Origin of the sequence: Cedecea neteri, from assembly GCF_000758305.1 — a bacterium.
Lineage (GTDB): Bacteria > Pseudomonadota > Gammaproteobacteria > Enterobacterales > Enterobacteriaceae > Cedecea > Cedecea neteri_C.
In genome coordinates this window covers 3,225,841-3,249,357 of the sequence record NZ_CP009458.1, presented here as the reverse complement: position 1 = coordinate 3,249,357, position 23,517 = coordinate 3,225,841, and the positions used below count along the sequence as shown (strand labels likewise).

The following is a 23,517-nucleotide window of genomic DNA, read 5'->3' as shown; positions in this document are numbered from 1 at the left end:
CTTAAAATCGTAAATTCGCATCAAAAGCGACGGCAAGATGCGTCTCCCGCTTGCCATCCCAGGGCCGCTTTTCCCAGTTCAACATGGCCCCGGTGTCGAGGACGTTGTTCCACTGGATACGCTGGCCATATCCGAGCGACGTCATCGCCCCCGCCCCGTAATTTTTTTGCCGATAAATGCCTGCTCCGGCGCTGATCTGCTGGCTCCAGACGGTGTCATAGCGCTGGTACATCACATGATTAACGGCGAGTGTCGGCGCGGCGGATAAGTCCCATTTCGGGCTGTAATACACCGTGTCGGTCTTGCTGTTGGTGCTGTATGCCACGCCGGGCTGCAGATCGAGCGTGATCCGCGCCGTCTGCCACAGCCGTTCTTTGCCCTGTAAGGCATATTCCTGGCGGTGGTTATGGTCTGAAAACCAGCTGGTCGTGGTCGCGAGCTGATATTCACGCCGTTCGTTTTGATGCCAGCGCACCCACAGGTTGGCCTGATTCGCACTTACCCCGTTGCGCAAAGCCCGCAACGGCGTTGCCCGAGCCAGACGTTCCACCTCGCCTCCTACTCGCCAGCTGTCGCTGAAGCTGTGCCAGGCCGAAACGCGCCCGCCCGGCTTATTGCCGCCGTTAAAGTTATTGTTCGCCAGTTCAAATTCGACCCAGCTATTGCGCGGCCGCCATTCGACGCCCCCAAACACGCTGCGGCTGGATCCCTTCCCCTCTTCAAAACGCCCGCTGTTAAAGCGGTTACCACCAAACAGTCGCCAGTTGTCTGCGACGGGCGGACCGTAAATCGCCATATCCCAGCTAAAATCGTGCGCGCCGCTGACGGGTGTATCGGAGTGGAGCCCCTGCTGGCCGTTAATGCGCAGCTCGGACATGCGGTGAATCTCACGCGTTCGGTTCAGCCGCTGAGAAGCAATATCCAGCGGGGCACGCAGCATCACATCGTCGGTCAACAGATCCATTTGCCGCCACTCGTGCAGATCCTGCGCGACATAGGCCTGCTGCCGCTCAAGCTCGAGGTTGGACGGCTCAAGCACCTCCGCCTTTTTTAGCTCTCGTTCAGCCGCCTGCGGCAACCCGCGCGCCTGCAAAACCCTGGCATAATCGATACGTAACCCTTGATTGCCCGGCGCGGTACTGGCCAGCCGCTGGGACAGAGCTTGGGCTTCCGGCAACGCATTGGTCGATAAGAGATACTGCAGCGAGAGTGTTTTCGCTTCCAGCCAGCGATCGTTCGGTACGGGATTCGGAAAACCCGGCACGTAGCGGCGGTAAGGTGTTACCTGAGCAAGGTTTTGCAGATAACGACCTGCGGCGTCGTACTGGCCACTGTCCAGCAAGGCATAAAACATCGCCTGCTCATTCTCATTCGTCGCGCCGCTGAACAGCTGCGGCGTTAGCGCCTGCGCATTTTCTACCTGCTTTGCTGCCAGGTAAGACGCAATAACCCACCGTAAAGCCCAGGGCGGGACAGCCACGTTTTCTGCGGCCAGGGCTTCATATTCCTGAATGACCGTTGGGTAATCATTGTGGGCATAGAGCGCGCCAAGCCGGTCTATACGCGCCCGCGTGATGTCCTGCTGAGCCTGAGGATTACCGCGCCATTTGGCGAACAAAGCGTCGTAGCGATCTAACGCCCGCTGCGCGACGGTAAAGCGGGCTTTTTCCTCCCCAGGAGGGGTTTCAGCCATGCGCACCATTTCGGCCAACGCGTTCAGCTCCAGACTTCTGCGCTCATTTGCCGGAAGGTTCGCTTGCCTGGCTAACGCCAGCGCCGGCGTATTCACCCTGTTCGCGGTCAGGCTGGAGATCAGGTTTTGCAGCGCCGTTTTATCCCCTGGGGCAAGCGCCAGGGCGTGCGTGTCGCTTAACAACTGGTCCCAGGTTTTTCCCTGCCGAAGATAGACATAAGAGAGCGCCTGCCAATGCGCCAGCGTCGGCTTCTCCTCGACCAGGTGCAGGGCTTTCTCTCTGGCCTGCCAGGCTTTTTGCCCGTCGGCCAGCGTTTTGATTTGCCCTATACGGTAGTCATCATTAGCGGGGGAAAGCTGAAGCGCCTGCTCCCACAGGGAAAGTGACTCCGTCCAGCGATGAAGATTACGCAGGGATTGTGCAGTGGCGGCGATCCCACGAGCCGGGATAGCAGTACGCTCCTGATAACGCTGCCACACGTCGACCACTTCATCATCGCGTCCGGCCCAGGAGGCAACCTGCAGCCAGTCGGCCACCTGTTCCGGGTTGAGCGCTCTTTGCTTCGCCTCACGTTTTAATGCCTCAAGCAGAGGTTGATAATCTCCGTTTCGCGCCTGTAATACCTGGCTGTCATAGAGCGATGTTGCCCCCATCCCTTGCGCTGGAAGTAATCCCGGCATGATTAAAAATACCGAAAGCTTCACGCCACGATAAAAGAATAACTTATTGATACTCAGCCGCTGTTCCATAAATATCTATTATTCCATTATGAATGAGCATGGTTTATCCACCGCATTTTGAATACCTGATACCGGCATTAGCGGATGAAATTCACACGGTAAAATCCTATTGAGACCCAGAGCATTTATTTGCACAGGCATATCTGGCCCTAACGTTTTTCCCTCCACGAGGCATTAGGAACAAACTCAAAATAACGTTGATTACACATTAGGTCTGATAGCAAGAATGATAAGTCACCATGAATAATTTTGTGAACACTTCCTAATGGCCCAAAACATGCTTTTAAGAATACTCTGCACCGGCTTTTCAATGAACGATTTGCCATACAAAACAAAACACGTAACACATTGATTAAAAAAACAAACCAAGCAAAACAAAAATAAAGAAATATTATGATTGATGTTTTTACCGATAAGATCAGGTGAAATTCAATGTATTAATCAGGAGATTTCCTGGCAAAAAATCCTAATTTAAAAACCAGACTCTTCCCTCACATTCCTTTTTATTTATAATTTTTATTATCAAAAATAAAAAGGATATCCCCACGACATCAATACCTTGCCAAACAATAAGTAAAAACACCACCTAACTTACCTCAAGGTAAGTTAGCTCATTTGTCATGAAATAGAGACACACGCTGTGTACACGCTGACCCATGATATCAATGGTCAGGCATTTGGATTCGAGTAATATTAAAGGGATACGCTGCGGTGGATGCGACAATTTTGATCACACAAGATCGCTATCTTTATCAGGGAATACAAAGTTATTTTCCGGACATTATTCTGCTGCACTCAGTGGGCAGAAGGAGCTTCAGCTACGGCTACAAAGAGTACGCTATCCTGGTGGATAGCCGGCTACCGCTGGTGCAGTGGGAAAATATTATCACCAGCGCAGAGAAAGCTGAGGCGCCGGTGCGCTGCATCGTACTGGATATGCGCCACACTGAACTTTTTCCGCTCAGGCAAAAGTGGAGCTTCGATATGTCGATGCCGCATCGGGAGGTTGAAGCGCTGTTCTGGGTGCTGCAAAAAGTGAAGCTCGACCGTCAGGCGGGGGAATGGTTTTATGGCATGCGACTGACTCAGGAAGAGCGACTGATGATGGCATGGCTCAGACGGGGCTTGCCCATGGAAACCGTGGCGGAAAAACTTAATACCTCACTAAAAAGCCTTTATCGCAGGCGGAATGAGCTTTACGAAAGACTGGGCCTGACGAATTTTAACGAGGCCTGTCTGCTTATTTATACTGATGAAGAAAACAACTATCCGTGATTCAGGCGGCGGCAGCGCTGGCGTAGCCGCCGCCCTTCTGACTCAGGATGACTGCAACGGCAATGTGGTCATGCAGGTCTGACTGTCATTAAAGGTAGCAAAAGCGGAATGCGCGGAACGCCCCTGGTAGCTGACACTGACCGTCCCTTCGGTATTGCGCGGCAGCCACACGCCGATGAAGCCGTTCTGCTGGCTGGTCAGCGTTTTGTTCAGGAGGACTTTGCCCGCTTTGTCAGTAATTTTGACGTCGAAAGCCGTATTGGCCAGCTCACCCTGGCAGCCAGAAAGACTGTGGTTAAAACAAGGGTGCGTTTGCTGTAGATATGGCGCAAACGACAGATAGAATTTGTCGCCCAGCGGATAGCTAAACTTCTGCTGCCCGTCCGAAAGCACCAGCGCACGGCTGGTAATGCCAGCGCTGTAACCCAGCGGACGCGTTTGCGGAGACTGGTCGATAGCCTCCACCATCTGCTCAACGGTTTTTCCCGCCAGCCCATGTTTCGCCAGAAAGGCATTGGCTTCAGGGGTTGCTGCCAGTGCAGAACCGCTAAGGGTTAGCGCCAGTAACGCCGTCATGATACGTGTTTTCATTCTGTTTCCTTTTAGAAAGGGAGGTTTCTGAAATGACTGGCGCGGACGATACACCTTCCCCCAAGGGGAAGGTCAAAGGTGTGACGGTAAAGAAAGGTAAGGCTATGACTTTATAAAGTTTTAATTGATCTTAATCAGCTATTTTCGACATTGCTAGTCCACCTGAGTATCAAACACTAGCGTCACGGCTCCCTGCCAGGTTGAGCCCGGGGATTTCACCATCATTTCAACACCGGGTTTCGGTACCCTGAAGTCAATCTGTGAGCGACGATGAATAACAAACTCGCCGGGAGGTAAAATAACATGGCCAGCCGGTAACGAATTCAACAGCAGATTTCTGGCTTCTGTTCCGTTTTCCGTCTTATAACCCGGTAATGTGAGAGAAACCTCCAGCGGTATTTTTTCTCCTGTGGGGGATGTTGTTTCCCGTAGCGCACATCCAGTCCCCGAGTCATATTCACAGCGCATATTAACGGTGAAACCAGAAGTCGACGACAAGGTGAATGGGACTTCTTGGCTCAGCGAGTCCGGGACACGACCACCGTTCACCCACTGGCTCCAGCCACCTCTGGGCGCAAGACTTACCTTGATATCACCTTCTGACGGGAATTTGAGCTGAAAAGCATGCCGAACGGTAGCCTTTATTTTTATTCTAATTTCAGTGTCGGAGGTTGTTTCAGCATTAAAGTCAATATCTCCGCCGTCACCAACGGAATAAACCACTTCGCCTTCATATTCCCCGGAATAAATGCCCAGTGGATTAGGCACATCCAACGTATAGCCAAAACTGATCTCTTCAAGACGAATATCCCCTTGAAATAGACCTAACGACCCACTACTAAGCGCCTGATAGCAAGTAACTCGCTCTTTAGGTATTTTCAATCCCCAATAGGCTATGCCTCCCCCGCCCCCCCCAGCTGCTCGTCTCGTACAATTCCCTACAACAGGACCCATCGTAACAAGTGCATTACTCAGGTGACCACTGTTTTCATCCATTCGAACATATTTAACACCAAAATTTGTAAAGCGAAATTGCCCCTGGATTTTCTGTCTCGTATTCACTTCGGTTAGTATCACATCTTTTCCCGTTCCATCAAATGAGCCTGAAGGGTGATTACGTAAAAAATCTTTGGACGTATAATCAAAGTATTTCACCCCATCTAACCCGGGAATTAAAATACTAAACTCTCCCGAACTACAAGTAACGGTGGGAATATTACAAAACCCCGAAACAGGTGTGGTATTCACAAAACTATTATTCTGCGGTTTCGACAGGTCAGCAATAAATTCAGTAGTCACATCCACCGTTGCTGCCCTGGCGACTGACAGCATGGTCAGGGTAAGCAGAGCGGATAAAGATATTAATTTTAATGTATGGAATATAAATGAAATTATAGATATGAAACTATCTTTCGGCCGGATATACATTATATGTCCTTATTCTTTGCTGCTTTACGGGCAGCATTCCCAGTGTTCCCCGCCAGCGGTAATCCGTCGCAGGTGAGATTGCCGAGGAAAATAATCTCATCGGCCGTTTTCTGCGTGGTGGGATTCAGCCGGATTTCGCACTGAGATATCGACCGGTGCTCGACCGCCAGCACCGGGTTATTCTCATGGACTTCCAGGGTGAACACCCCGTCTGACTCGGAGACCGTTCTGCCCGCATGATTCACCACGTGGGCACCACCCAGAGCATGTCCGTCACCGTCGACCAGGCGCCCCATCACCGTCACCGTCTTCATCACTTTCACTGAATGCGCACTGACGCCCCCACGCACATGCTGGTAGCTCAGGTACTCAGGCTCGACTTTCAGGGCCGGTGCTTCCGTGCCGGGGAAGTCAATCTGCACCGTGCCCGGTTTCCAGACATCTACCGGAATAAAGTTCCTGCCCGGTTTGAGCGGCACTGTACCGCCCGGGTAGAGTGCCACCAGTTCAGCCTGTTTATCATCTGATGACACATCCACTATCATGCCCCCGCCCTGATAATGTGCCGCCTGTTTTGATATCGTGGCCCGACCGCCTCCCACCGCCACCAGGCTGCCGGTGTTAATGCCGCCAGACAGCCTGCCGTCCAGCGTTGAACTCTGCCCCCAGAAAGTGCCCGCCATCATCGGCGTATCAAACTGGTTGTAAGTGCTGAACCCTGCGCCGTGGCGGTCCGCCGTCAGCGTCGCCGTCGTCATCTTCACGGGGCCTTTGTCCCAGGTCTGATTGACCGAGGCGGAGGTATAGAGATCCCGGCTGCCGTTGGTATCCGTTCGGCTGCCGAGGCTGATATTGCCGCTGCGTTTCTGCCCGCCGAGCGCGAAGCTGGCGGAAAGGCTCACGCCCCGATTACGCAGAGAGCTGGTATTGCCGTAAGGCCGGTCAAAGGCGGCAAGTCGCCAGTTAATGGCGTTCCCGGCAAGTACGGTGCGGGTGTTAAAGCCCACGTCTGCCCCGATGCCGTTATTGCGACTTCTGTGCGTCAGCCGTGCGTTAAGACTGTTTTCGCTGTTAAAGCGCCAGGTAGTAGAGAGTGTGCTGCTGTGATCGATCGACGCCCGGGTACTGTACCTGTAGGGTTCATCCTCACTGCGATACCAGCTGCGGCTGTGGCTCAGGGCCACGTTGCCCTGCGCATGTGTCCATATCCCCTGGGTATCAAACCCGTAGCCCGTGATGTTGCTGCGCCAGACATTGCCGTAGAGCTGCACTGGCTTTGCCGCCTGCCAGTCGAGTGAAACCCCGGCCTGATGCTCTTCCCCCGTTTTCTGCAGGGCCACGCCGACCGTCGCCAGCGGATGCAGCAGGTAATTCACGCTGGCCCCGGCCGCAAATTCCCCGTTATCTTCACTTTTGTCACTGTTCCACAGCGTCTGTTGCTGCCCGGCGAACACGTTGTAGCGCAGGCGCTGGCCCGGCGTTTTCCAGCGGGTGGGTTTATTAATAGTTTCAGTGACCCTACTGCTCTCACGGCCGTCTTCAATGAGGCGAATTTCAACTTCATAGATACCGGCAGGCAGCGGGACGGTATCTAACATTTGCAGGCCGGGTTCAACAGGTTGAGAATTTATCAGGGTGCCGTCGCGGTAAATTTCAGCCACACCTTCCCGGTTGGCGGAGACGTAGACGGGATAAAGCGCCGGAATATCCGCGCCCTTAAGTAATGCATCGCCGCTGCCCGCCATTATTCCCGCTAGCGTGCTGACTCTCCCCCCTGGCGTATAAGGCTGACGTAAAAGGCCCTGGCTGTTCGGCGTAAATAGCCCGGTACGGAGAAAGTGTTGCTGAAACTCACGCTGAACGTAAAGAGACGTCATTGCATGGCGGGAAGTGCTGCCCATACTGTTGCTACGGGTCTGGTCATGCTGAAACTGGCTCATTAATGTCCAGGTCCCGAGCGCGGCCTCCAGGCCCCCGTTCCAGCTCAGGCTGGACTGTTGTTCACTGCCGCTGAGGTTAAGCTGGTTATTCAACAGCAGGCCCGAATCCCCATCCTCAGGTAAGGTATACCAGTACTTACTCGCCTCGCTCCCCGGTTGCTGTGTGAGTAAAACAAGACGGGCATCACTCAGGCTGTAATCCGCCGCCAGCAATCCCGGCGGACAGACATGGTCACTGCATTTTCCCAGCGTAACAAAGTCAGTGAACGCCTTTAACCAGCGCTGGCGTTCGGCCTCGCTAAATTCACTGTCGCCGTTATCGGTAAAATGAATAATCCTGGCCCGGTTATCTGCCGTCACCATGATCATGGCATCGCCGAGGACCCTGTTATCTACCATGATGCGGGCTGAAAGCGGGGCATTAAAGAAATGCGCCTGAAAATCATCCGGCATAGCGGCGGCCTGGCTGGCAAGCGGCTCAGTCTGCGCCCACGTATTCGCACTACTGATAATCAGAAATAACGACCCTGTTAATGGACGCAAGAATCCCATAATGTTAAACGCCTGAAATTATCTTTTCGGATGAAAGAAAAGAGAAATCCCTCTCTCTTTTCTCCTCAGTTCACGATTGATCATTCACCGAGCAAACCATCAATACTGCCGTCACTAAAATTAAGGCGTTTCGGTATCAAACATCATGGTCACAGCCCCGATATAAGTCCCGGCCGTAGGTTTAGTACCAGATTTCTGGCTCACCGTCAGGGTGGCCGTTTTCTCTGCTGCGGCTTCGGAAGCGCTGTACAGTGTTACCGCTGACGCGGCGTCAATCGGCAAAGTCTGGCCAGCAATATTCACAAGAAGATCGATGGTATCCGTGCCGCTGGCCGAGCTGAGTACCGGCTGTCCGGACAGATAGGCTTTGATACTCCCGCCGGAATTTTTCATTTGCAGCTGCTGAGAAAATCCATCCAGAGAGCCGGTCGCGGCATTCCATGCCATTTTTTGCGTCTGAGCATTCCAGCCGTTAACCGGCGTGACGAAGAAATCAGTCGCCGGGATCACCGCCTCTACGTTGAAATCAACCTGCTGAGGGGCTGCGTTAACCGACGATGCGGTCGCCAGAAGGGCACCCAGTAAAGTCATTTTTTTTGCGTACATATATCATTCCTTTTGATAATAAATAGAACAGTGTTACTTCAAATTACGAACCTGATTTCAGCGCCTTTTTTTGACTGCCTTCATTCAGCGTGTAGTGCCAGATTTTTTGCGGCACAATGCCCCGCTCCAGGCTCCGACCGGGCCTTAATTGAATATTGACGGGTGGACTACAATCTTTAAGTTGTGCATCGCAGGATTTCAGATCGCTGATAACTACAGAGGCATTACCCTTGTTACTGATCCGCAGTTTTTTACCTTTATCCGTAATGTGCGTATCGAAGCGAACATTATCGGGATGAACGGTCACTATGGTGCCAAACCCGGTGAGCACGCTGACGCTGGCGTTAATGGCGTCCTGGTATTTTTTAACTTCATCATTGCTGAGCGTAAATTCATCCATGTTCTTCGGCACGACGGGAATATAACGCACGCGATAATAAGACTCTTTATCCCGAGAGCCGGTATAGACCAATCTATTGGTTTGCATTCCGCCCGCAGGGATAATTAATCGTGGCGGTGACGAGATAATCCCGGCGCCTTGCCCGTTAATAATGGCCTCATTATCAAGCGGAGTCTCCTTTGCCGTATTATGTTCGTTATAAATAATTTCACTAACCTCAACGCGAACAAATGCGGTGGCATCCCCGGAGTTGTAAATACGTTTAGCCAGGGTGTTTTTACCGGAATAAACATACTCATTTAACGGCCCCACATTGATCATCGGGCCAGCGACTGCCGGCATAGCCAGAGCCATTAACACAGTCAAAGGCAAGAGTGTGGATATCGCACTTCTTTCTGTTGTAGCCGTATTTTTTTCTGATAAAGACATAAAGGTATCGCCATAAATAAACTTCAACCGCTGCGAATTATGCCTGCCAGCACGATTTGCACAACGCAAAACGCCTTAATTAAGAAACAAATAACAAACATTATCAATTAACATACAACAATAAAGGATCATGTAAGTCTATGTTTTAAAAGGTTAATAATAAAACCCCCTTATTAATAAAGCACTGGCATACATGAGTTTAATATAGACAACACGCTTACTCCCGCCATCCTGAAATACCACACCTCGTCTTTGCAATAAAACGGTCAAACAAAAGACCAAACGCTTAACATGACCCCATGTATTGATAATGCGCATAAAATGAAATCTTAATTCAGTCGTAATAAAACGTTACGCTCAATAGTTCCTGTAAACGCTACCCTGTCATTTATTTCAATGCCCGTAACGAAGTTTACTCTCAGCCTAATTGAAACCAGACCGGCTATATCATTAAATCACCTCTGCTTATCATGGGATCTAAATCACAATTTTCAGTGAGTTAGCGACAAGCTAAAACCGCTTAGCCTGTCCCACAACCGCTTAGCCCTGAATACGACCATTCGGCCACTCTTTTCCCTCTCTTGCCGTAAAAATCGTCACGCTATAGCTGGCCTATTTTTATGCCCTTCTTTTACACCAACCAGGTTCAGCAAGGCGGTAATCAGGCATGACGCCGGGGCTGACAAACGGATGAATTATGAATAAAAATAAATTTCTCAAACATATACCCTGGGTGATTCTGGGTATCATCGGGGCCTGCTGTCTGGCCGTCGTCGCCCTGCGACGGGGGGAACACATCAGCGCCCTGTGGATCGTCGTCGCCTCGGTGTCGGTCTATCTGGTGGCTTACCGCTACTACAGCCTCTACATCGCCCAGAAGGTGATGAAGCTGGATCCTACGCGTGCCACACCGGCCGTCATCAATAACGACGGCCTGAACTATGTCCCAACCAACCGTAACGTTCTGTTTGGCCACCACTTCGCGGCGATAGCCGGTGCGGGGCCGCTGGTCGGCCCGGTTCTGGCGGCACAGATGGGCTATTTGCCCGGCGTACTCTGGCTGCTGGCGGGCGTTGTGCTGGCCGGGGCGGTGCAGGACTTTATGGTGCTGTTTATCTCCTCGCGCCGAAACGGAGCTTCCCTTGGCGAGATGATCAAAGAAGAGATGGGGCCGGTGCCGGGCACTATTGCCCTGTTCGGCTGCTTCCTGATCATGATTATTATCCTGGCCGTGCTGGCGCTTATCGTGGTGAAAGCGCTGGCCGAAAGCCCGTGGGGCGTCTTTACCGTTTGCTCGACGGTGCCGATTGCCCTGTTTATGGGCATTTATATGCGCTTTATTCGCCCGGGTCGGGTTGGTGAAGTGTCCGTGATCGGGATTGTGCTGCTGGTCGCTTCGATTTACTTTGGCGGCGTGATTGCCCACGACCCGTACTGGGGCCCGGCGCTGACCTTTAAAGACACCACCATTACCTTTACGCTTATCGGCTATGCCTTTGTTTCTGCCCTGCTGCCGGTCTGGCTGATCCTCGCGCCACGTGATTACCTGGCAACCTTCCTGAAAATCGGCGTTATCGTCGGTCTGGCGATTGGCATCGTTATCCTCAACCCAGAGCTGAAAATGCCGGCCATTACTCAGTACGTGGATGGTACCGGCCCGCTGTGGAAAGGCGCATTGTTCCCGTTCCTGTTTATCACCATCGCCTGCGGCGCCGTATCCGGTTTCCACGCGCTTATCGCGTCCGGCACCACGCCAAAACTGCTGGCCTGTGAAACCGATGCTCGCTTTATCGGCTACGGCGCCATGCTGATGGAGTCATTTGTGGCCGTTATGGCCCTGGTGGCGGCGTCCATCATTGAGCCGGGTCTGTACTTTGCCATGAATACGCCACCGGCGGGTCTGGGCTTTACCATGCCAAACCTGCACGAGCTGGGCGGGGAAAACGCCCCGATGATTATGGCGCAGTTGAAAGAAGTGACCGCGCACGCGGCCGCCACCGTCAGTTCCTGGGGCTTCGTGATTTCTCCGGAACAAATCCTGCAAACGGCGAAAGACATCGGTGAACCTTCCGTGCTTAACCGCGCAGGTGGCGCACCTACGCTTGCCGTCGGGATTGCGCATGTGTTCCACAAAATTGTGCCTGTCGCCGACATGGGGTTCTGGTACCACTTCGGGATCCTGTTTGAAGCGCTGTTTATTCTTACCGCGCTGGATGCCGGGACCCGTTCAGGCCGCTTTATGCTGCAGGATCTGCTGGGTAACTTTATCCCGTTCCTGAAGAAAACCGACTCGCTGGTAGCCGGTATCATCGGTACCGCAGGCTGCGTTGGGCTTTGGGGCTACCTGCTATATCAGGGCGTGGTCGATCCGCTTGGCGGCGTGAAGAGCCTGTGGCCGCTGTTTGGCATCTCCAACCAGATGCTGGCGGCCGTGGCATTAGTGCTGGCCACCGTGGTCCTGGTGAAGATGAAGCGTACCCAGTACATTTGGGTCACCGTGGTACCTGCGGTCTGGCTGCTTATCTGCACCACCTGGGCGCTGGGCCTGAAGCTGTTCAGCAGCAACCCACAGATGGAAGGCTTCTTCTTCATGGCCAACCAGTATAAGGCGCGAATCGCCGCCGGTGGTGCGGATCTGACGGCGCAAGAAATCGCCAACATGAACCACATCGTCGTCAATAACTACACCAACGCGGGCCTGAGTATTCTGTTCCTGGTGGTGGTTTACAGCATCATTTTCTACGGCATTAAGGCCTGGAAAGAGGCGCGTAAATCCGACCAGCCAACGGACAAAGAAACGCCTTATCAGCCGGTACCGAAGGAAGGCATTAAGATTTCTTCCGGCCACTGATCGCTTCATACGACAGCCCCGCATTAGCGGGGCTTAAATCACTAAAGGAGCGACTAATGTTTGATAACTTAGGGGCTGCAAAAAAGTACCTCGGCCAGGCGGCAAGAATGCTCGTTGGCATTCCGGACTACGATACCTATGTGCTGCATATGCAGACGAACCACCCGGATCAGCCGCCCATGACCTACAAAGAATTCTTCCGCGAACGCCAGCAGGCGCGCTACGGCGGAGACGGTAAAGGCGGCATGCGCTGCTGTTAACAGGAAGGACGCGATGACACCGATTGCAGTAACCGTATTAACTGGCTTTTTGGGCGCAGGGAAAACCACCCTGTTGCGTCATATCCTGCATACCCAACAGGACGAGAAGATTGCCGTTATTGAAAATGAGTTTGGCGAAACGCCTATCGACAGTCAGCTGATTGGTGACCGCGCCACCCGCATCACCACCCTGAGCAACGGCTGCATCTGCTGCACGCGGTCGAGCGAGCTGGAAGATGCGCTTCTGGATCTGCTAGAGAGCCGGGACAAAGGTGAAATTCACTTCGACAGGCTCATCGTCGAATGCACGGGAATGGCTGACCCTGGCCCTATCCTGCAGGCCTTTTTCGCCCATGAAATCATCTGCGAACGTTACCTGCTCGATGGCGTAATCACCCTGGTTGACGCGGTACATGCCGACTCCCAGCTGGATCAGTTCCCGCTCGCCCAGTCGCAAATCGGCTACGCCGACCGCATTTTACTGACCAAAACCGATGTGGCCGGTGAATCTGCTGCATTGATCGAACGCCTGCAGCGCATTAACGCACGCGCGCCGGTTTACCCTATTCTGCACGGCAATATCGACCTTGCGCTGCTGTTTAACACCCGCGGCTTTATGCTGGAAGAAAACGTTGTGGCGACTAAGCCTCGCTTCCACCGCATTGCTCCGCAGCAAAATGAGGTTTCATCCATTGTGGTAACGCTGGACTACCCGGTTGCGCTGTCCGCCGTGTCTGCCGTGATGGAGAACCTGCTTTCCGGCTTTGCCAACAACCTGCTTCGCTACAAAGGGATGCTGTGGATTGAAGACCAGCCCTGTCGCCTGCTGTTCCAGGGCGTGCAGCGCCTTTACAGCGCCGACTGGGACCGAGAGTGGCAGCCGGATGAGACGCCGGAAAGTACGCTGGTCTTTATTGGCATTTCTCTGCCGGAGGCTGAAATCCGCGACGCTTTTGCCGGATTAAAGCCTGCCGCGTAGAGGACTAACCTTAAAGCCCCACCGCCTCTTTCAGCGACTTCAAATAGCGGCGGCTCACCGGCACGGTGCGGCCATCCCGCAGCAGCAGTTCCGCCTGGCTGTTATCCTCCAGGCGGATCTCCTGCAAATAATTCATGTTCACCAGATATTGTCGGTGGCAGCGCAGCAGCGGCGTGCGGCTTTCCAACGTACGCAGCGTTAATTCGGTAAAACCTTCTTTGCCATCGCGGCTGGTGACATACACCCCGCTCAGCCGGCTACTGACATAGGCCACTTCTTCCATCTGCAACAGCCAGATGCGGCTGTGGCCGCTGCACGGGATAAATTTCAGCGGCTGTTGGCTTTCCGGCAGGCGGGAAACATCCTGTGCTTCGGCCTCCTGATGCAGGCGAGCCAGCGTTTTTTGTAGCCGCTGCGCCTCGATAGGTTTTAGCAGGTAGTCAAAAGCACATTCCTCAAAAGCCTGCACCGCGTATTCATCAAAAGCGGTGAGAAACACAATGCGCGGGCGGTGGCGTTCGTCGAGCATACCTACCATTTCCAGCCCGCTGATGCGCGGCATCTGGATATCGAGAAACAGCACGTCCGGGCGCAGCTTGTTCACCGCGCTAATCGCCTCTATCGCATTAGCGCATTCCCCGACTATCTCAATCTCACTATCGTTCTCAAGCAGGACGCGCAGGTTCTCACGCGCCAGCGGTTCATCATCCACAATCAATACTCTCAACATACCAACTCCTCGGCGGGCAGACGCACGGTGATACAGGTAAAACGATCGGGTTCACAGCTCACATCCAGGCCATAATCCTCGCCAAACTTCGCCCGCAGCCGCTTGTCTACCAGATTCATTCCCAGTCCGTTACCGTTCTCTTTTGGCCGGTACAACCCGGCGTTATCCTCAACATCCACCAGCACGTCTTGTCCCTCGGTACGGGCACGAATAGTAATCATTCCGTGGCCTAATTGCTGGGAGGTGCCGTGTTTAATGGCGTTTTCCACAATCGGCTGTAGCGTGAAGGCCGGTAAACGCTGATTTGCCAACTCGTCTGGCACCTGCCACTCCACCGCCAACTGCGTCTGGAAACGCGCCAGCTCAATTTGCAGATAGGCATTCACATGCTCAATTTCATCGGAAAGCGTGACGATTTCAGAGGGGCGCTTGAGATTTTTGCGGAAAAACGTCGAGAGATACTGCACCAGTTGCCCGGCTTTGTCGCCATCGTGGCGGATAACCGCCTTAAGCGTGTTCAGCGCGTTAAATAAGAAGTGCGGGTTTACCTGCGCATGCAGCAGCTTGATCTCGGACTGGGCCAGCAGCGCTTTTTGTTGCTCAAATTTCCCGGCCAGGATTTGCGCCGACAGCAGTTGCGCAATCCCTTCGCCGAGCGTGCGGTTGATCGAGCTAAACAGCCGGTTGCGCGCCTCATAGAGTTTTATGGTGCCGATCACCCGCTGATTTTCACCCCGCAGCGGGATAACCAGCGTCGACCCCAGCTTGCAGTTCGGATGGAGCGAGCAGCGATAAGGCACCTCATTGCCGTCAGCGTAAACCACTTCGTTATTTTCGATGGCCTGCCAGGTGTAACCGGACGAAATAGGCTTGCCCGCCAGGTGATGGTCGGCCCCGGTGCCGATAAACGCCAGCAGCCTTTCCCGGTCGGTGATCGCCACGGCGCTGATATCCAGTTCCTGGTGCAGTACCTTCGCCACTTTCAGACTGTTTTGTTCGTTAAATCCTTGCCGGAGAATCCCTTCGGTCGAGGCCGCGACCTTCAGCGCGGTGGCAGAGAACGCGGAAGTATATTTCTCAAACATCGCGCGTTTATCCAGCAGAATACGCATAAACATGGCGGCCCCTAATGTGTTGGTGACCATCATCGGCGCAGCGATGCTCTCCACCAGGTGGAGCGCGTCCTCAAAAGGCCTGGCGATAAGCAAGATAATGATCATCTGCACCAGTTCGGCGACAAAACTCGTCGCTCCGGCGACCAGCGGGCTGAACAATTTGTCCGTTCTGCCTCGCCGGATTAAAACGCTGTGGATTAAGCCGCCAATCAGCCCTTCCGCAATGGTGGAAATCATACAACTCAGCGCCGTCATCCCGCCGAGAGAGTAGCGATGCAGCCCACCAGTCAGCCCAACCAGCCCGCCCACCACTGGCCCACCTAACAGGCCGCCCATCACGGCACCGATGGCACGCGTATTGGCAATGGACCCTTCGATATGCAAGCCAAAATAGGTACCCATAATGCAGAAAACCGAGAAGGTGATGTAGCACAGCAGCTTGTGGGGTAAGCGCACGGTCACCTGCATCAGGGGGATAAACAGTCGAGTTTTACTCATTAACCAGGCTATGACCAGGAACACGCACATCTGCTGCAGTAGCAGCAAGACTAAATTGAATTCGTACATCTTCAGACAATCTCCGCTCTCGAGGCGGGAAAGATACCGTGATGAGAATAAAATTTCCGGGGCATGGCGCAGATTTGTTAAATTTGGGAAGAAAAATAAGAGCCAGAACAGCCCCAGAAGCTCAGATTTAAAACTAAAAAAACCAAGGTGCACAATTATCAACCAGAGCATGGGCATTAATAAAGACCCTCAATAACCCGTCAATTATTTATCATCCACTTCGATGCTGATGGTTATTTCAACGTACTTAATTAACCAATTTAAACATAAGCAATGCCATATTTTTGCTAAAGAGTATTAATTTCGAGCAAAAAACTGCCATCACTTATTTATATTTCTTATGGCTATAAGTCATATTTTTATATTCTTCTGACCAGCGCCATTAGCAGGTAGTATCAGCCAAATAATAATGGCCCAACGCCATAACACCGCATGTACGCGCTAACCAGCAGCATATCATGCTGTTACGTTGTGAAAATTTTCAGCAGTTAAGGACCAGGATAATGATCGTTCTTTCGGGCGTATCAAAAATATTTGCCAGCAAGCATGGCGCAATTACCGCCGTAGACAATATTAATATCAGCGTCAATAAAGGGCAGATTTACGGCATTATTGGTTACAGCGGCGCGGGTAAAAGCACATTAATCAGATTATTAAATGGGCTTGAAAAACCCACTTCTGGCTCGATCGTTGTCGCAGGCCAGGATATTGCCCAGGCCAAAGGAGAACAGCTCCGTCAGGCTCGTCTAAAAGTCAGCATGGTCTTTCAGCACTTTAATCTGCTGTGGTCCCGAACCGTTGCCGAGAATATTGCCTTCCCCCTGCAAATTGCCGGTGTAAATAAACGCCAGATTCAGCAACGCGTTGACGAACTTATTAAGCTCGTGGGGCTGGAGGGGCGCGAAAATGCCTGGCCTGCTCAGCTTAGCGGCGGCCAAAAGCAGCGAGTCGGCATTGCCCGCGCGCTGGCCAATAATCCGGACGTTTTACTGTGTGACGAAGCCACCTCGGCGCTGGATCCACAAACGACCGACGCGATTCTCGATCTGTTGCTCGACATTAACCGCCAGCTCAATTTAACCATCGTCCTCATCACCCATGAGATGCATGTGGTACGCAAAATTTGCCAGCGCGTGGCGGTGATGGAAAACGGCAGAATCGTTGAAGAAGGCCCGGTACTGGATATTTTCACTCACCCGAAGCAACCCATTACGCAAACATTTGTGCGTCAGATTGCGGGGCAGAATACGCCCAGCGAACCGTTTAATCCGCTCTGGGTTCAGGGCATCAGCGGCAGCATTCTGAAGCTGATTTTCCCCGGCGGAGAAGCCAGGCAGCCGGTGATTGCCGATGTCATTCAGCATTTCAACGTCGCGCTGAATATCCTGCACGGCAACATCACCCAGACGGTAGACGGTGCGTTTGGCGAGCTGTATGTCCATATGGATGACGCCAGCCAGCTAGAAAATATTGTGCAATACCTGAATCAAAAGCGGGTAGAGACTGAGGTTATTCGACATGCTTGAGCAATACTTCCCGCATTTAAAACTCGACAAACTGTGGGCTGCCACGGGTGAAACGCTCTACATGACGGCCTGGTCGGGAGTGGCAACGTTCGTGTTCGGTATCGCTCTCGGCGTGCTGCTGTTTCTCACCTCTCGTGGCCAGCTGCTGCAGAATCGTCTGGTGTATTCGGTGGTGACCGTGCTGGTCAACGTCTTCCGCTCGATTCCGTTCATCATTCTGATCGTCCTGCTGATCCCGTTCACGAAGACGCTGGTCGGCACTATTTTGGGTACCAATGCCGCGCTGCCGGCGCTGATCGTCGGGGCGGCACCTTTCTACGCTCGCCTGGTGGAAATTGCACTGCGCGAAGTCGATAAAGGGGTCATCGAAGCCACGCGTTCGATGGGGGCCAAAACCCACACGCTGATTTTCCGCGTGCTGCTGCCTGAATCCTCCCCTGCACTGGTCTCCGGGATGACCGTGACTTTGATTGCGCTAGTGAGCTACAGCGCCATGGCCGGGGTTATCGGCGCAGGCGGTTTAGGCAACCTCGCCTACCTGGAAGGGTTCCAGCGTAACCATAACGACGTCACGCTGGTGGCCACGGCCACTATCTTAGCGATCGTTTTCATTATTCAGTTTATCGGCGACCGCATCACCAACCTGCTCGATAAGCGCTAACGATTTCAACATATTTCGGGCGACAGAGACGCACTCTGCCGCCTGGAATTCCACGGCAATGCACTTTTAATCACCGATCACGACTGGACGAAATAATGAAAAAACAGTTTATGATGTTAGCTCTGGCTTCTTTAACTGCGTTAAGTCTTCACGCCAACGCCGCTGAAAAACTGATTGTGGGCGCCTCCAACGTGCCACACGCGGAAATTCTCGAGCAGGCGAAGCCGATTCTGGCGAAAGAAGGCATCGATCTTGAGATTAAAACCTTCCAGGATTATATCCTGCCGAATACGGCGCTGGCCGAGCATGAGATTGACGCCAACTACTTCCAGCATCAGCCCTATCTGGATTCAGTCCTGCAGGATCATAAAGGCGATAAAAACTACGATTTCGTCAGCGCCGGGGCTATCCACGTGGAGCCTATCGGCATCTACTCGAAGAAGTATAAAAGCCTGAAAGATCTGCCACAGAACGGCAAAATCATTCTGCGTGACTCGGTGGCCGAAGAAGGCCGCATTCTGGCCATCTTCCAGCGCGAAGGTGTGATCACTCTGAAGCCAGGCGTGAAGCCGGTTAACGCACGTATCAGCGACATCGCCAGCAACCCGAAAAATCTGCAGTTCAAAGCGGACATTGAAGCCGCCCTGCTGCCGCAAATGTACGCCAACAACGAAGGTGATGCGGTGGTGATCAACGCCAACTACGCGCTTGATGCAGGTCTGAACCCAATCAAAGATCCGATTGCCGTCGAAAGCACCGAAGGCAACCCGTATGCCAACATCATCACGGTTCACAGCGCCGACGTGAAAAAACATGACATCGTCGAACTGGTGAAAGTCCTGCACTCTAAGCAGATTCAGGACTGGATCAACGAGAAATATCACGGCGCGGTTGTGCCGGTTAATCAGTAATACGAAAAAAAGGGGCGCTGTGCGCCCCTCTTCTTACCCACGAGTTAGCGCCGCATATTCCTCCGGGCTGAGGTAAAGTTCACGATACTTTTCATCAACCTGCTGCCACATCCGCTGGGAAAAATAGAGCGCCGCAGGCAGCGGATGATGGTGAATCATCAGCGAATTTGCCTGCCCTTGCTCATTGATATGCACCCACACTGCGCACTCCACGGCCACGCCGTCCACGCTTGCGCGGTAAGACTCCATAAAAAACCGTTCGTTGACATAATCCCGGTAAGTAAAGCGCTGGAAGTCATACAGCGGAATGGCCGCTTTCAGGATCTCCAGAATCGCCGTTTTGCCGTGAACCGGCGCTTTCAGCACCACGCCTTGCAGGCTCGCCTCATCAGCAAGGATAGCCAGCCAGGGTGGCGGCCCCTGTACATCAAGAACGGGGGATGCGGTGTCGTTAAATAACATAGAACTCTCCTGAAAGGTCAGTGGCGTGGCAAGGTCGGGTAGTCGGTATAACCGCGGGCATCCCCGGCGTAAAACGTTGAACGGTCATAGGCGTTTAAAGGCGCATTTACGGACAGCCGATACGGCAGATCGGGGTTAGCAATAAATGCTCGCCCGAAGGCCACGGCATCCGCATTTCCTGCGGCAATAAGCGCATTTGCTGATTCGCGGGTAAAACCCCCTGAGGCAATAATAGCGCCGTCAAAATAAGGCCGTAGCAATGCGGCAACAGAAGCTGGCTGCGTCATATCCTGCTCTTCATTTAGCCCGGTGTTGACTCGCGGCTCCACCAGATGCAGGTAGCCAATCTGCTGTTCTGAAAGCCAGCTGGCAACGTCCGTAAACAGCGCCATCGGGTTACTGTCGCCAATGTCTCCCAGCTTGCCGAACGGGGAAAGCCTGACGCCGATTTCCCCAGCGGAGTAAACCTCACGCAGCGCCGCAAGCGCTTCGCGCATGAAACGCATTCGGTTTGCTATGCTGCCGCCATATTCGTCCGTGCGCTGGTTAGTTTTGTCCTGCAAAAACTGATCAATGAGAAAACCGTTCGCCGCATGCAACTCCACGCCGTCGAAACCCGCAGCCTTCGCTCGCCGTGCCGCCTCGCGATACTCCTCAATCACCGCAGGAATGGCCGAGAGTTCAAGGGCTGCCGGTGTGGCAAACGGCTGAGATGTAAAGTTAGCATCCAGAGCTTCACCCGCAGGACGAATAGCCGAGGGAGCAATCGACGGGGTTTCAGGGTGATGACTCTGATGAGAAATGCGCCCCGTGTGCCAGAGCTGGAGGTAAATAGCGCCGCCCTTTTGATGCACGGCTTCCACAACCTGCTTCCAGCCTGCCTGCTGACTATCGCTATAGATGCCCGGCGTTTGCGGAAAACCTTTCCCCTGCAGCGAAATATTCGTCGCCTCGGTAATAATCAGGCCGCCTTCGCTGGCACGCTGGCCGTAGTATTCGGCGTTAAGCGCGTCAGGCGCGCCTTCTGACCCGGATGCACGCATTCTGGTTAGCGGCGCCATCACTACCCGATGTTGTAAACTGAGCCTGCCTGCCCGCAGCGGGCTGAACAGATCTTTGACATGTGTGGTCATCATTACACTCTCACTCTTGGCTTAAAATGGCGATCAACTCGCCGTCGCTTGTGGCCGGGTTTCATCCCCGGTTTGTCCTTTGTCCAGAAATAAAAACACCACCAGTGCGACCAGCAATGTGATGCTCATCAACAGCAGCAACAGGTCGCTGAATGCCGCGTCGTAGCTGGCAGCAATCGTCTTATACGTCACGCCCTGCAGCGAGGTGGTTGCGGTGGCGACATCACCGGTAACAACGCTTTGCGCGGCATGTGCCAGCCGCTGAGGGCTGCCGGACACCACCTGGTGCAGGTTATTTGCCATCAGTGAAGAGAGCAGCGCGCTCACAATAGCCATCGCAATCCCTTCCCCAGCCACCCGCGTGGTACTGAAAATACCCGTTGCCATGCCAGCCCTTTCGCGGGGCACCACGCTCACCGCCAGGCCATCCATCAATCCCCAGGGCAGGCTTATCCCGCAGCCGATCGTCCACATCGGTAAGGCAAACTGCCACGCAGATGCCCCGCCCGGAATGCGGCTGAGCCACAATAATCCGACCGCACAAACCAGCAACCCAACCCCGCACAGGACGGAAGCAGAGAACCAGCGAGTCAGGGAACCGGCAATAATCGGCATGAACAACAGCGGGGCAGAGAGCGCAATCATTAACCGTCCGGCCTCAAGCACCGGCATCCCCTCCACGCCAACAAAGCGCAGCGGTAAGAGCAGAAGCAGAACAACAAAGGAATAGGCCGGGGCAGCCGCGAGGAGCTGAACGCCAACAAACCGGGGAAACTTGAATAAAGTCAGGTCGAGCATCGGCTGCTGAACGCGCAGTTCAATGCGAATAAATACCAGCAGTGAAATCGTGGCCACCACAAACAGTGCCAGATTAAAGGCATTCCCCCAACCCACCTCCGGCACGCGCAGCACGGCATAAGTGAAAACACCCAGCGTCCACGTAAACACCACGGCTCCGGCCCAGTCGATACCGTTTGCCGCTGGATTGCGGGATTCGGGCATATAGCGGCAGGACAGAAAACAGGCAATGCCTGCCACCAGCGTCAGTAAAATAAAGACAATTGACCAATTGAAGAGATCGATCATTACCGCCGCAGCCACGGGGCCAAAAGCCAGGCCAATACCGAAACTACAGCCGACGAAGCTGAAAGCACGCATCCTGTCGGTTCCGTCAAAAACCTGCGCTAATGCCGACATCCCGCCGGAAAACGCGATAGCGGCGGCAATGCCTTGTGCCCCACGCAGCAGGTCGAAAACAAACAAGTTTGGCGCAGCAAGCAGCGCGGCTGACAGTAACGCAAAGGCCGCAATCCCTCCGGCAAACATCCGCTTACGCCCGTAGCTGTCGGCAAGTGCGCCCGCCAGCATCAGGCAACTGCCAAAGGTCAACATAAATGCATTAGCCACCCAGTTCACCGCCATAGCAGAGCCGTGGAACGTCTGCCCGATAGCGGGTAAGGCCACGGCAGCGGCGGTAAAATTAAAAGGCATAGTGATCGAAGCAAGACACACGGCAACCAGCGTCAGGAGCTGTTCTTGCGACGGGTGAGAACGGGTAACGGCCATCATTCATATCCTCAGCGGAAAGTTACAATCTCAAAACTGGGCCTGCAGTAAGCAGGTGGGATAGCGTGCAGAGTAGCGGGTGTTTTTCAGTGACAAAAATGATAAAACGTCCGAACATTACGGAATAAAACGCTCGAATAGAGGTATGACTATGGATCGCCTGTCCAGCCTGACCTATTTTGTCCGCACCGCAGAGTTGGGCAGTTTTGTCCGAGCCGGGCAAGCTCTGGGGCTTTCCGCTTCGGCGGTAGGAAAAGGGATTACGAGACTTGAAGAACAACTTGGGGTGCGGCTTTTTCACCGCACCACCCGCAGCCTGCAGATGACGTCCGAAGGCAGGGTTTACTTTGAACGCTGCCGGCGCATTTTGCAGGATTTGGATGAGGCGGATGCCCTGCTCTCCCATGCCAGTGAAACACCCAGAGGCCGCCTGCGAGTTAGCCTGCCCGCCGCCAGCCACATCCTGTTTGAAGCAGCCATTATCGCTTTCGTTCGCCGTTATCCGGACATCGATCTCGATCTGGATTTCAGCGACAGGCTGGTGAACTTGATTGACGAGGACGTGGATATTGCTATCCGAACCGGCGAACTCCCGGATTCTCGCTTGATGCGTCGCGCGCTGCCCTCTTTGCAGCTTATTCTCTGCGCTTCCCCGGCCTATCTTGCCCGGCATGGCGTGCCGCAATCGCCCCGGGAACTGGAGGGGCATTGCGGAATTCGTTTCCGCTATGTGAACACCGGCAAGCTGCAGCCCTGGCCGCTGCGCGACTTATCGGAACTGGCGGACGTTCGCACCCGCACCGTGTTCAGTTCGAACAACATGGAGATGGTGCGCAGCGCGATTATTAATGGCCTGGGTGTCGGAGCCGTACCTGATTTTATGATTGAACCCCAGTTGGCGAGCGGTGTTGTGCACCCGCTGCTGGGTGAGTATTTGAAGGCGCCAGGGCAATTCCAGATGGTCTGGACTTCGGGGAAACAGCTTTCGTCGAAGATCCGCGTTTTTGTCGACTTTATCAGCGATTTTATTCTGGCACAGCGGCAAAACAACCTTACAGAAAACGGCAGGTAGAGCAGAAAGGCCTCACCTGCCCCTGGTAA

At 53.6% G+C, this 23,517-nt stretch carries 19 protein-coding genes; 8 read left to right on the top strand and 11 right to left on the bottom strand.

Annotation, left to right across the window (positions count from 1 at the left end):
• Position 1: 1 nt before the first annotated feature.
• Positions 2 to 2,443, bottom strand: coding sequence for a poly-beta-1,6 N-acetyl-D-glucosamine export porin PgaA (gene pgaA / locus LH23_RS15275; RefSeq protein ID WP_039292788.1), 2,442 nt, complete (start codon positions 2,441 to 2,443; stop codon positions 2 to 4).
• A gap of 717 nt (positions 2,444 to 3,160) precedes the next feature.
• Here pgaA and LH23_RS15270 point away from each other — a divergent pair.
• Positions 3,161 to 3,709, top strand: coding sequence for a helix-turn-helix transcriptional regulator (locus LH23_RS15270; RefSeq protein ID WP_231560134.1), 549 nt, complete (start codon positions 3,161 to 3,163; stop codon positions 3,707 to 3,709).
• A 42-nt stretch (positions 3,710 to 3,751) separates the two neighbouring features.
• Here the strand turns inward: LH23_RS15270 and cueP are convergent, their stop codons facing one another.
• The 5 genes from cueP to LH23_RS15245 all read right to left on the bottom strand — a co-directional run bounded on the left by cueP (position 3,752) and on the right by LH23_RS15245 (position 9,655).
• The gene (gene cueP, locus LH23_RS15265; protein ID WP_039292782.1) at positions 3,752 to 4,300 is read right to left on the bottom strand and encodes a copper-binding periplasmic metallochaperone CueP; all 549 of its coding nucleotides are present in this window, start codon (positions 4,298 to 4,300) and stop codon (positions 3,752 to 3,754) included.
• A gap of 153 nt (positions 4,301 to 4,453) precedes the next feature.
• The gene (locus LH23_RS15260; protein WP_039292779.1) at positions 4,454 to 5,728 is read right to left on the bottom strand and encodes a hypothetical protein; all 1,275 of its coding nucleotides are present in this window, start codon (positions 5,726 to 5,728) and stop codon (positions 4,454 to 4,456) included.
• Positions 5,728 to 8,220, bottom strand: coding sequence for a CS1-pili formation C-terminal domain-containing protein (locus LH23_RS15255; RefSeq protein ID WP_231560133.1), 2,493 nt, complete (start codon positions 8,218 to 8,220; stop codon positions 5,728 to 5,730). The genes LH23_RS15260 and LH23_RS15255 overlap by 1 nt, the downstream gene beginning before the upstream one ends.
• A gap of 120 nt (positions 8,221 to 8,340) precedes the next feature.
• Entirely contained in the window at positions 8,341 to 8,826 is a 486-nt protein-coding gene (locus tag LH23_RS15250; RefSeq protein WP_039292776.1) for a CS1 type fimbrial major subunit, read from the bottom strand.
• A gap of 43 nt (positions 8,827 to 8,869) precedes the next feature.
• Positions 8,870 to 9,655: a hypothetical protein gene (locus LH23_RS15245; RefSeq protein ID WP_052050494.1), complete on the bottom strand. Its 786-nt coding sequence runs from the start codon at positions 9,653 to 9,655 to the stop codon at positions 8,870 to 8,872.
• A gap of 697 nt (positions 9,656 to 10,352) precedes the next feature.
• Here LH23_RS15245 and LH23_RS15240 point away from each other — a divergent pair.
• Genes LH23_RS15240 through yjiA form a run of 3 tightly spaced genes read left to right on the top strand, consistent with a single transcriptional unit; the run spans position 10,353 to position 13,745 of the window.
• Positions 10,353 to 12,506 (top strand): carbon starvation CstA family protein, encoded by a 2,154-nt coding sequence (locus LH23_RS15240; protein WP_039292770.1) that lies wholly within the window; start codon positions 10,353 to 10,355, stop codon positions 12,504 to 12,506.
• 56 nt (positions 12,507 to 12,562) lie between these two features.
• Positions 12,563 to 12,766 (top strand): YbdD/YjiX family protein, encoded by a 204-nt coding sequence (locus LH23_RS15235; RefSeq protein WP_008460696.1) that lies wholly within the window; start codon positions 12,563 to 12,565, stop codon positions 12,764 to 12,766.
• 13 nt (positions 12,767 to 12,779) lie between these two features.
• The gene (yjiA, locus tag LH23_RS15230) at positions 12,780 to 13,745 is read left to right on the top strand and encodes a GTPase (protein ID WP_039292767.1); all 966 of its coding nucleotides are present in this window, start codon (positions 12,780 to 12,782) and stop codon (positions 13,743 to 13,745) included.
• 10 nt (positions 13,746 to 13,755) lie between these two features.
• On the opposite strand, the gene btsR is transcribed toward yjiA, so the two are convergent.
• Both btsR and LH23_RS15220 read right to left on the bottom strand, forming a co-directional pair.
• A complete protein-coding gene (btsR, locus tag LH23_RS15225) occupies positions 13,756 to 14,475 on the bottom strand; it encodes a two-component system response regulator BtsR (RefSeq protein WP_039292764.1) in 720 nt (239 codons plus the stop codon).
• The gene (locus LH23_RS15220; protein WP_039292760.1) at positions 14,469 to 16,157 is read right to left on the bottom strand and encodes a sensor histidine kinase; all 1,689 of its coding nucleotides are present in this window, start codon (positions 16,155 to 16,157) and stop codon (positions 14,469 to 14,471) included. The genes btsR and LH23_RS15220 overlap by 7 nt, the downstream gene beginning before the upstream one ends.
• Before the next feature lie 503 nt (positions 16,158 to 16,660).
• Between LH23_RS15220 and LH23_RS15215 the strand changes: the two genes are divergently transcribed.
• The 3 genes from LH23_RS15215 (at position 16,661) to LH23_RS15205 (ending at position 19,255) form a co-directional block, all read left to right on the top strand.
• The gene (locus tag LH23_RS15215; protein ID WP_039292757.1) at positions 16,661 to 17,683 is read left to right on the top strand and encodes a methionine ABC transporter ATP-binding protein; all 1,023 of its coding nucleotides are present in this window, start codon (positions 16,661 to 16,663) and stop codon (positions 17,681 to 17,683) included.
• On the top strand, positions 17,676 to 18,344 hold the full coding sequence (locus LH23_RS15210) for a methionine ABC transporter permease (protein WP_039292753.1): 669 nt from the start codon (positions 17,676 to 17,678) through the stop codon (positions 18,342 to 18,344). Before LH23_RS15215 ends, LH23_RS15210 begins: the two co-directional genes overlap by 8 nt.
• Positions 18,345 to 18,439: 95 nt before the next feature.
• On the top strand, positions 18,440 to 19,255 hold the full coding sequence (locus LH23_RS15205; protein ID WP_039292750.1) for a MetQ/NlpA family ABC transporter substrate-binding protein: 816 nt from the start codon (positions 18,440 to 18,442) through the stop codon (positions 19,253 to 19,255).
• Between the two features lie 33 nt (positions 19,256 to 19,288).
• Here LH23_RS15205 and LH23_RS15200 read toward each other — a convergent pair whose 3' ends face one another.
• The 3 genes from LH23_RS15200 to LH23_RS15190 are packed head-to-tail and all read right to left on the bottom strand — an operon-like array spanning position 19,289 to position 22,419.
• A complete protein-coding gene (locus LH23_RS15200; RefSeq protein WP_039292746.1) occupies positions 19,289 to 19,717 on the bottom strand; it encodes a hypothetical protein in 429 nt (142 codons plus the stop codon).
• Positions 19,718 to 19,734: 17 nt separating this feature from the next.
• Positions 19,735 to 20,853 (bottom strand): alkene reductase, encoded by a 1,119-nt coding sequence (locus LH23_RS15195; RefSeq protein WP_156108044.1) that lies wholly within the window; start codon positions 20,851 to 20,853, stop codon positions 19,735 to 19,737.
• Positions 20,854 to 20,883: 30 nt separating this feature from the next.
• Positions 20,884 to 22,419, bottom strand: a complete 1,536-nt coding sequence (locus LH23_RS15190; protein ID WP_231560132.1) for an MFS transporter — start codon at positions 22,417 to 22,419, stop codon at positions 20,884 to 20,886.
• A gap of 142 nt (positions 22,420 to 22,561) precedes the next feature.
• Here LH23_RS15190 and LH23_RS15185 point away from each other — a divergent pair, with 142 nt between their 5' ends.
• Positions 22,562 to 23,488 carry a LysR substrate-binding domain-containing protein gene (locus LH23_RS15185; RefSeq protein WP_197062487.1) on the top strand — a complete coding sequence of 309 codons (927 nt, stop codon included), beginning with the start codon at positions 22,562 to 22,564 and terminating at the stop codon, positions 23,486 to 23,488.
• Positions 23,489 to 23,517: the final 29 nt, after the last annotated feature.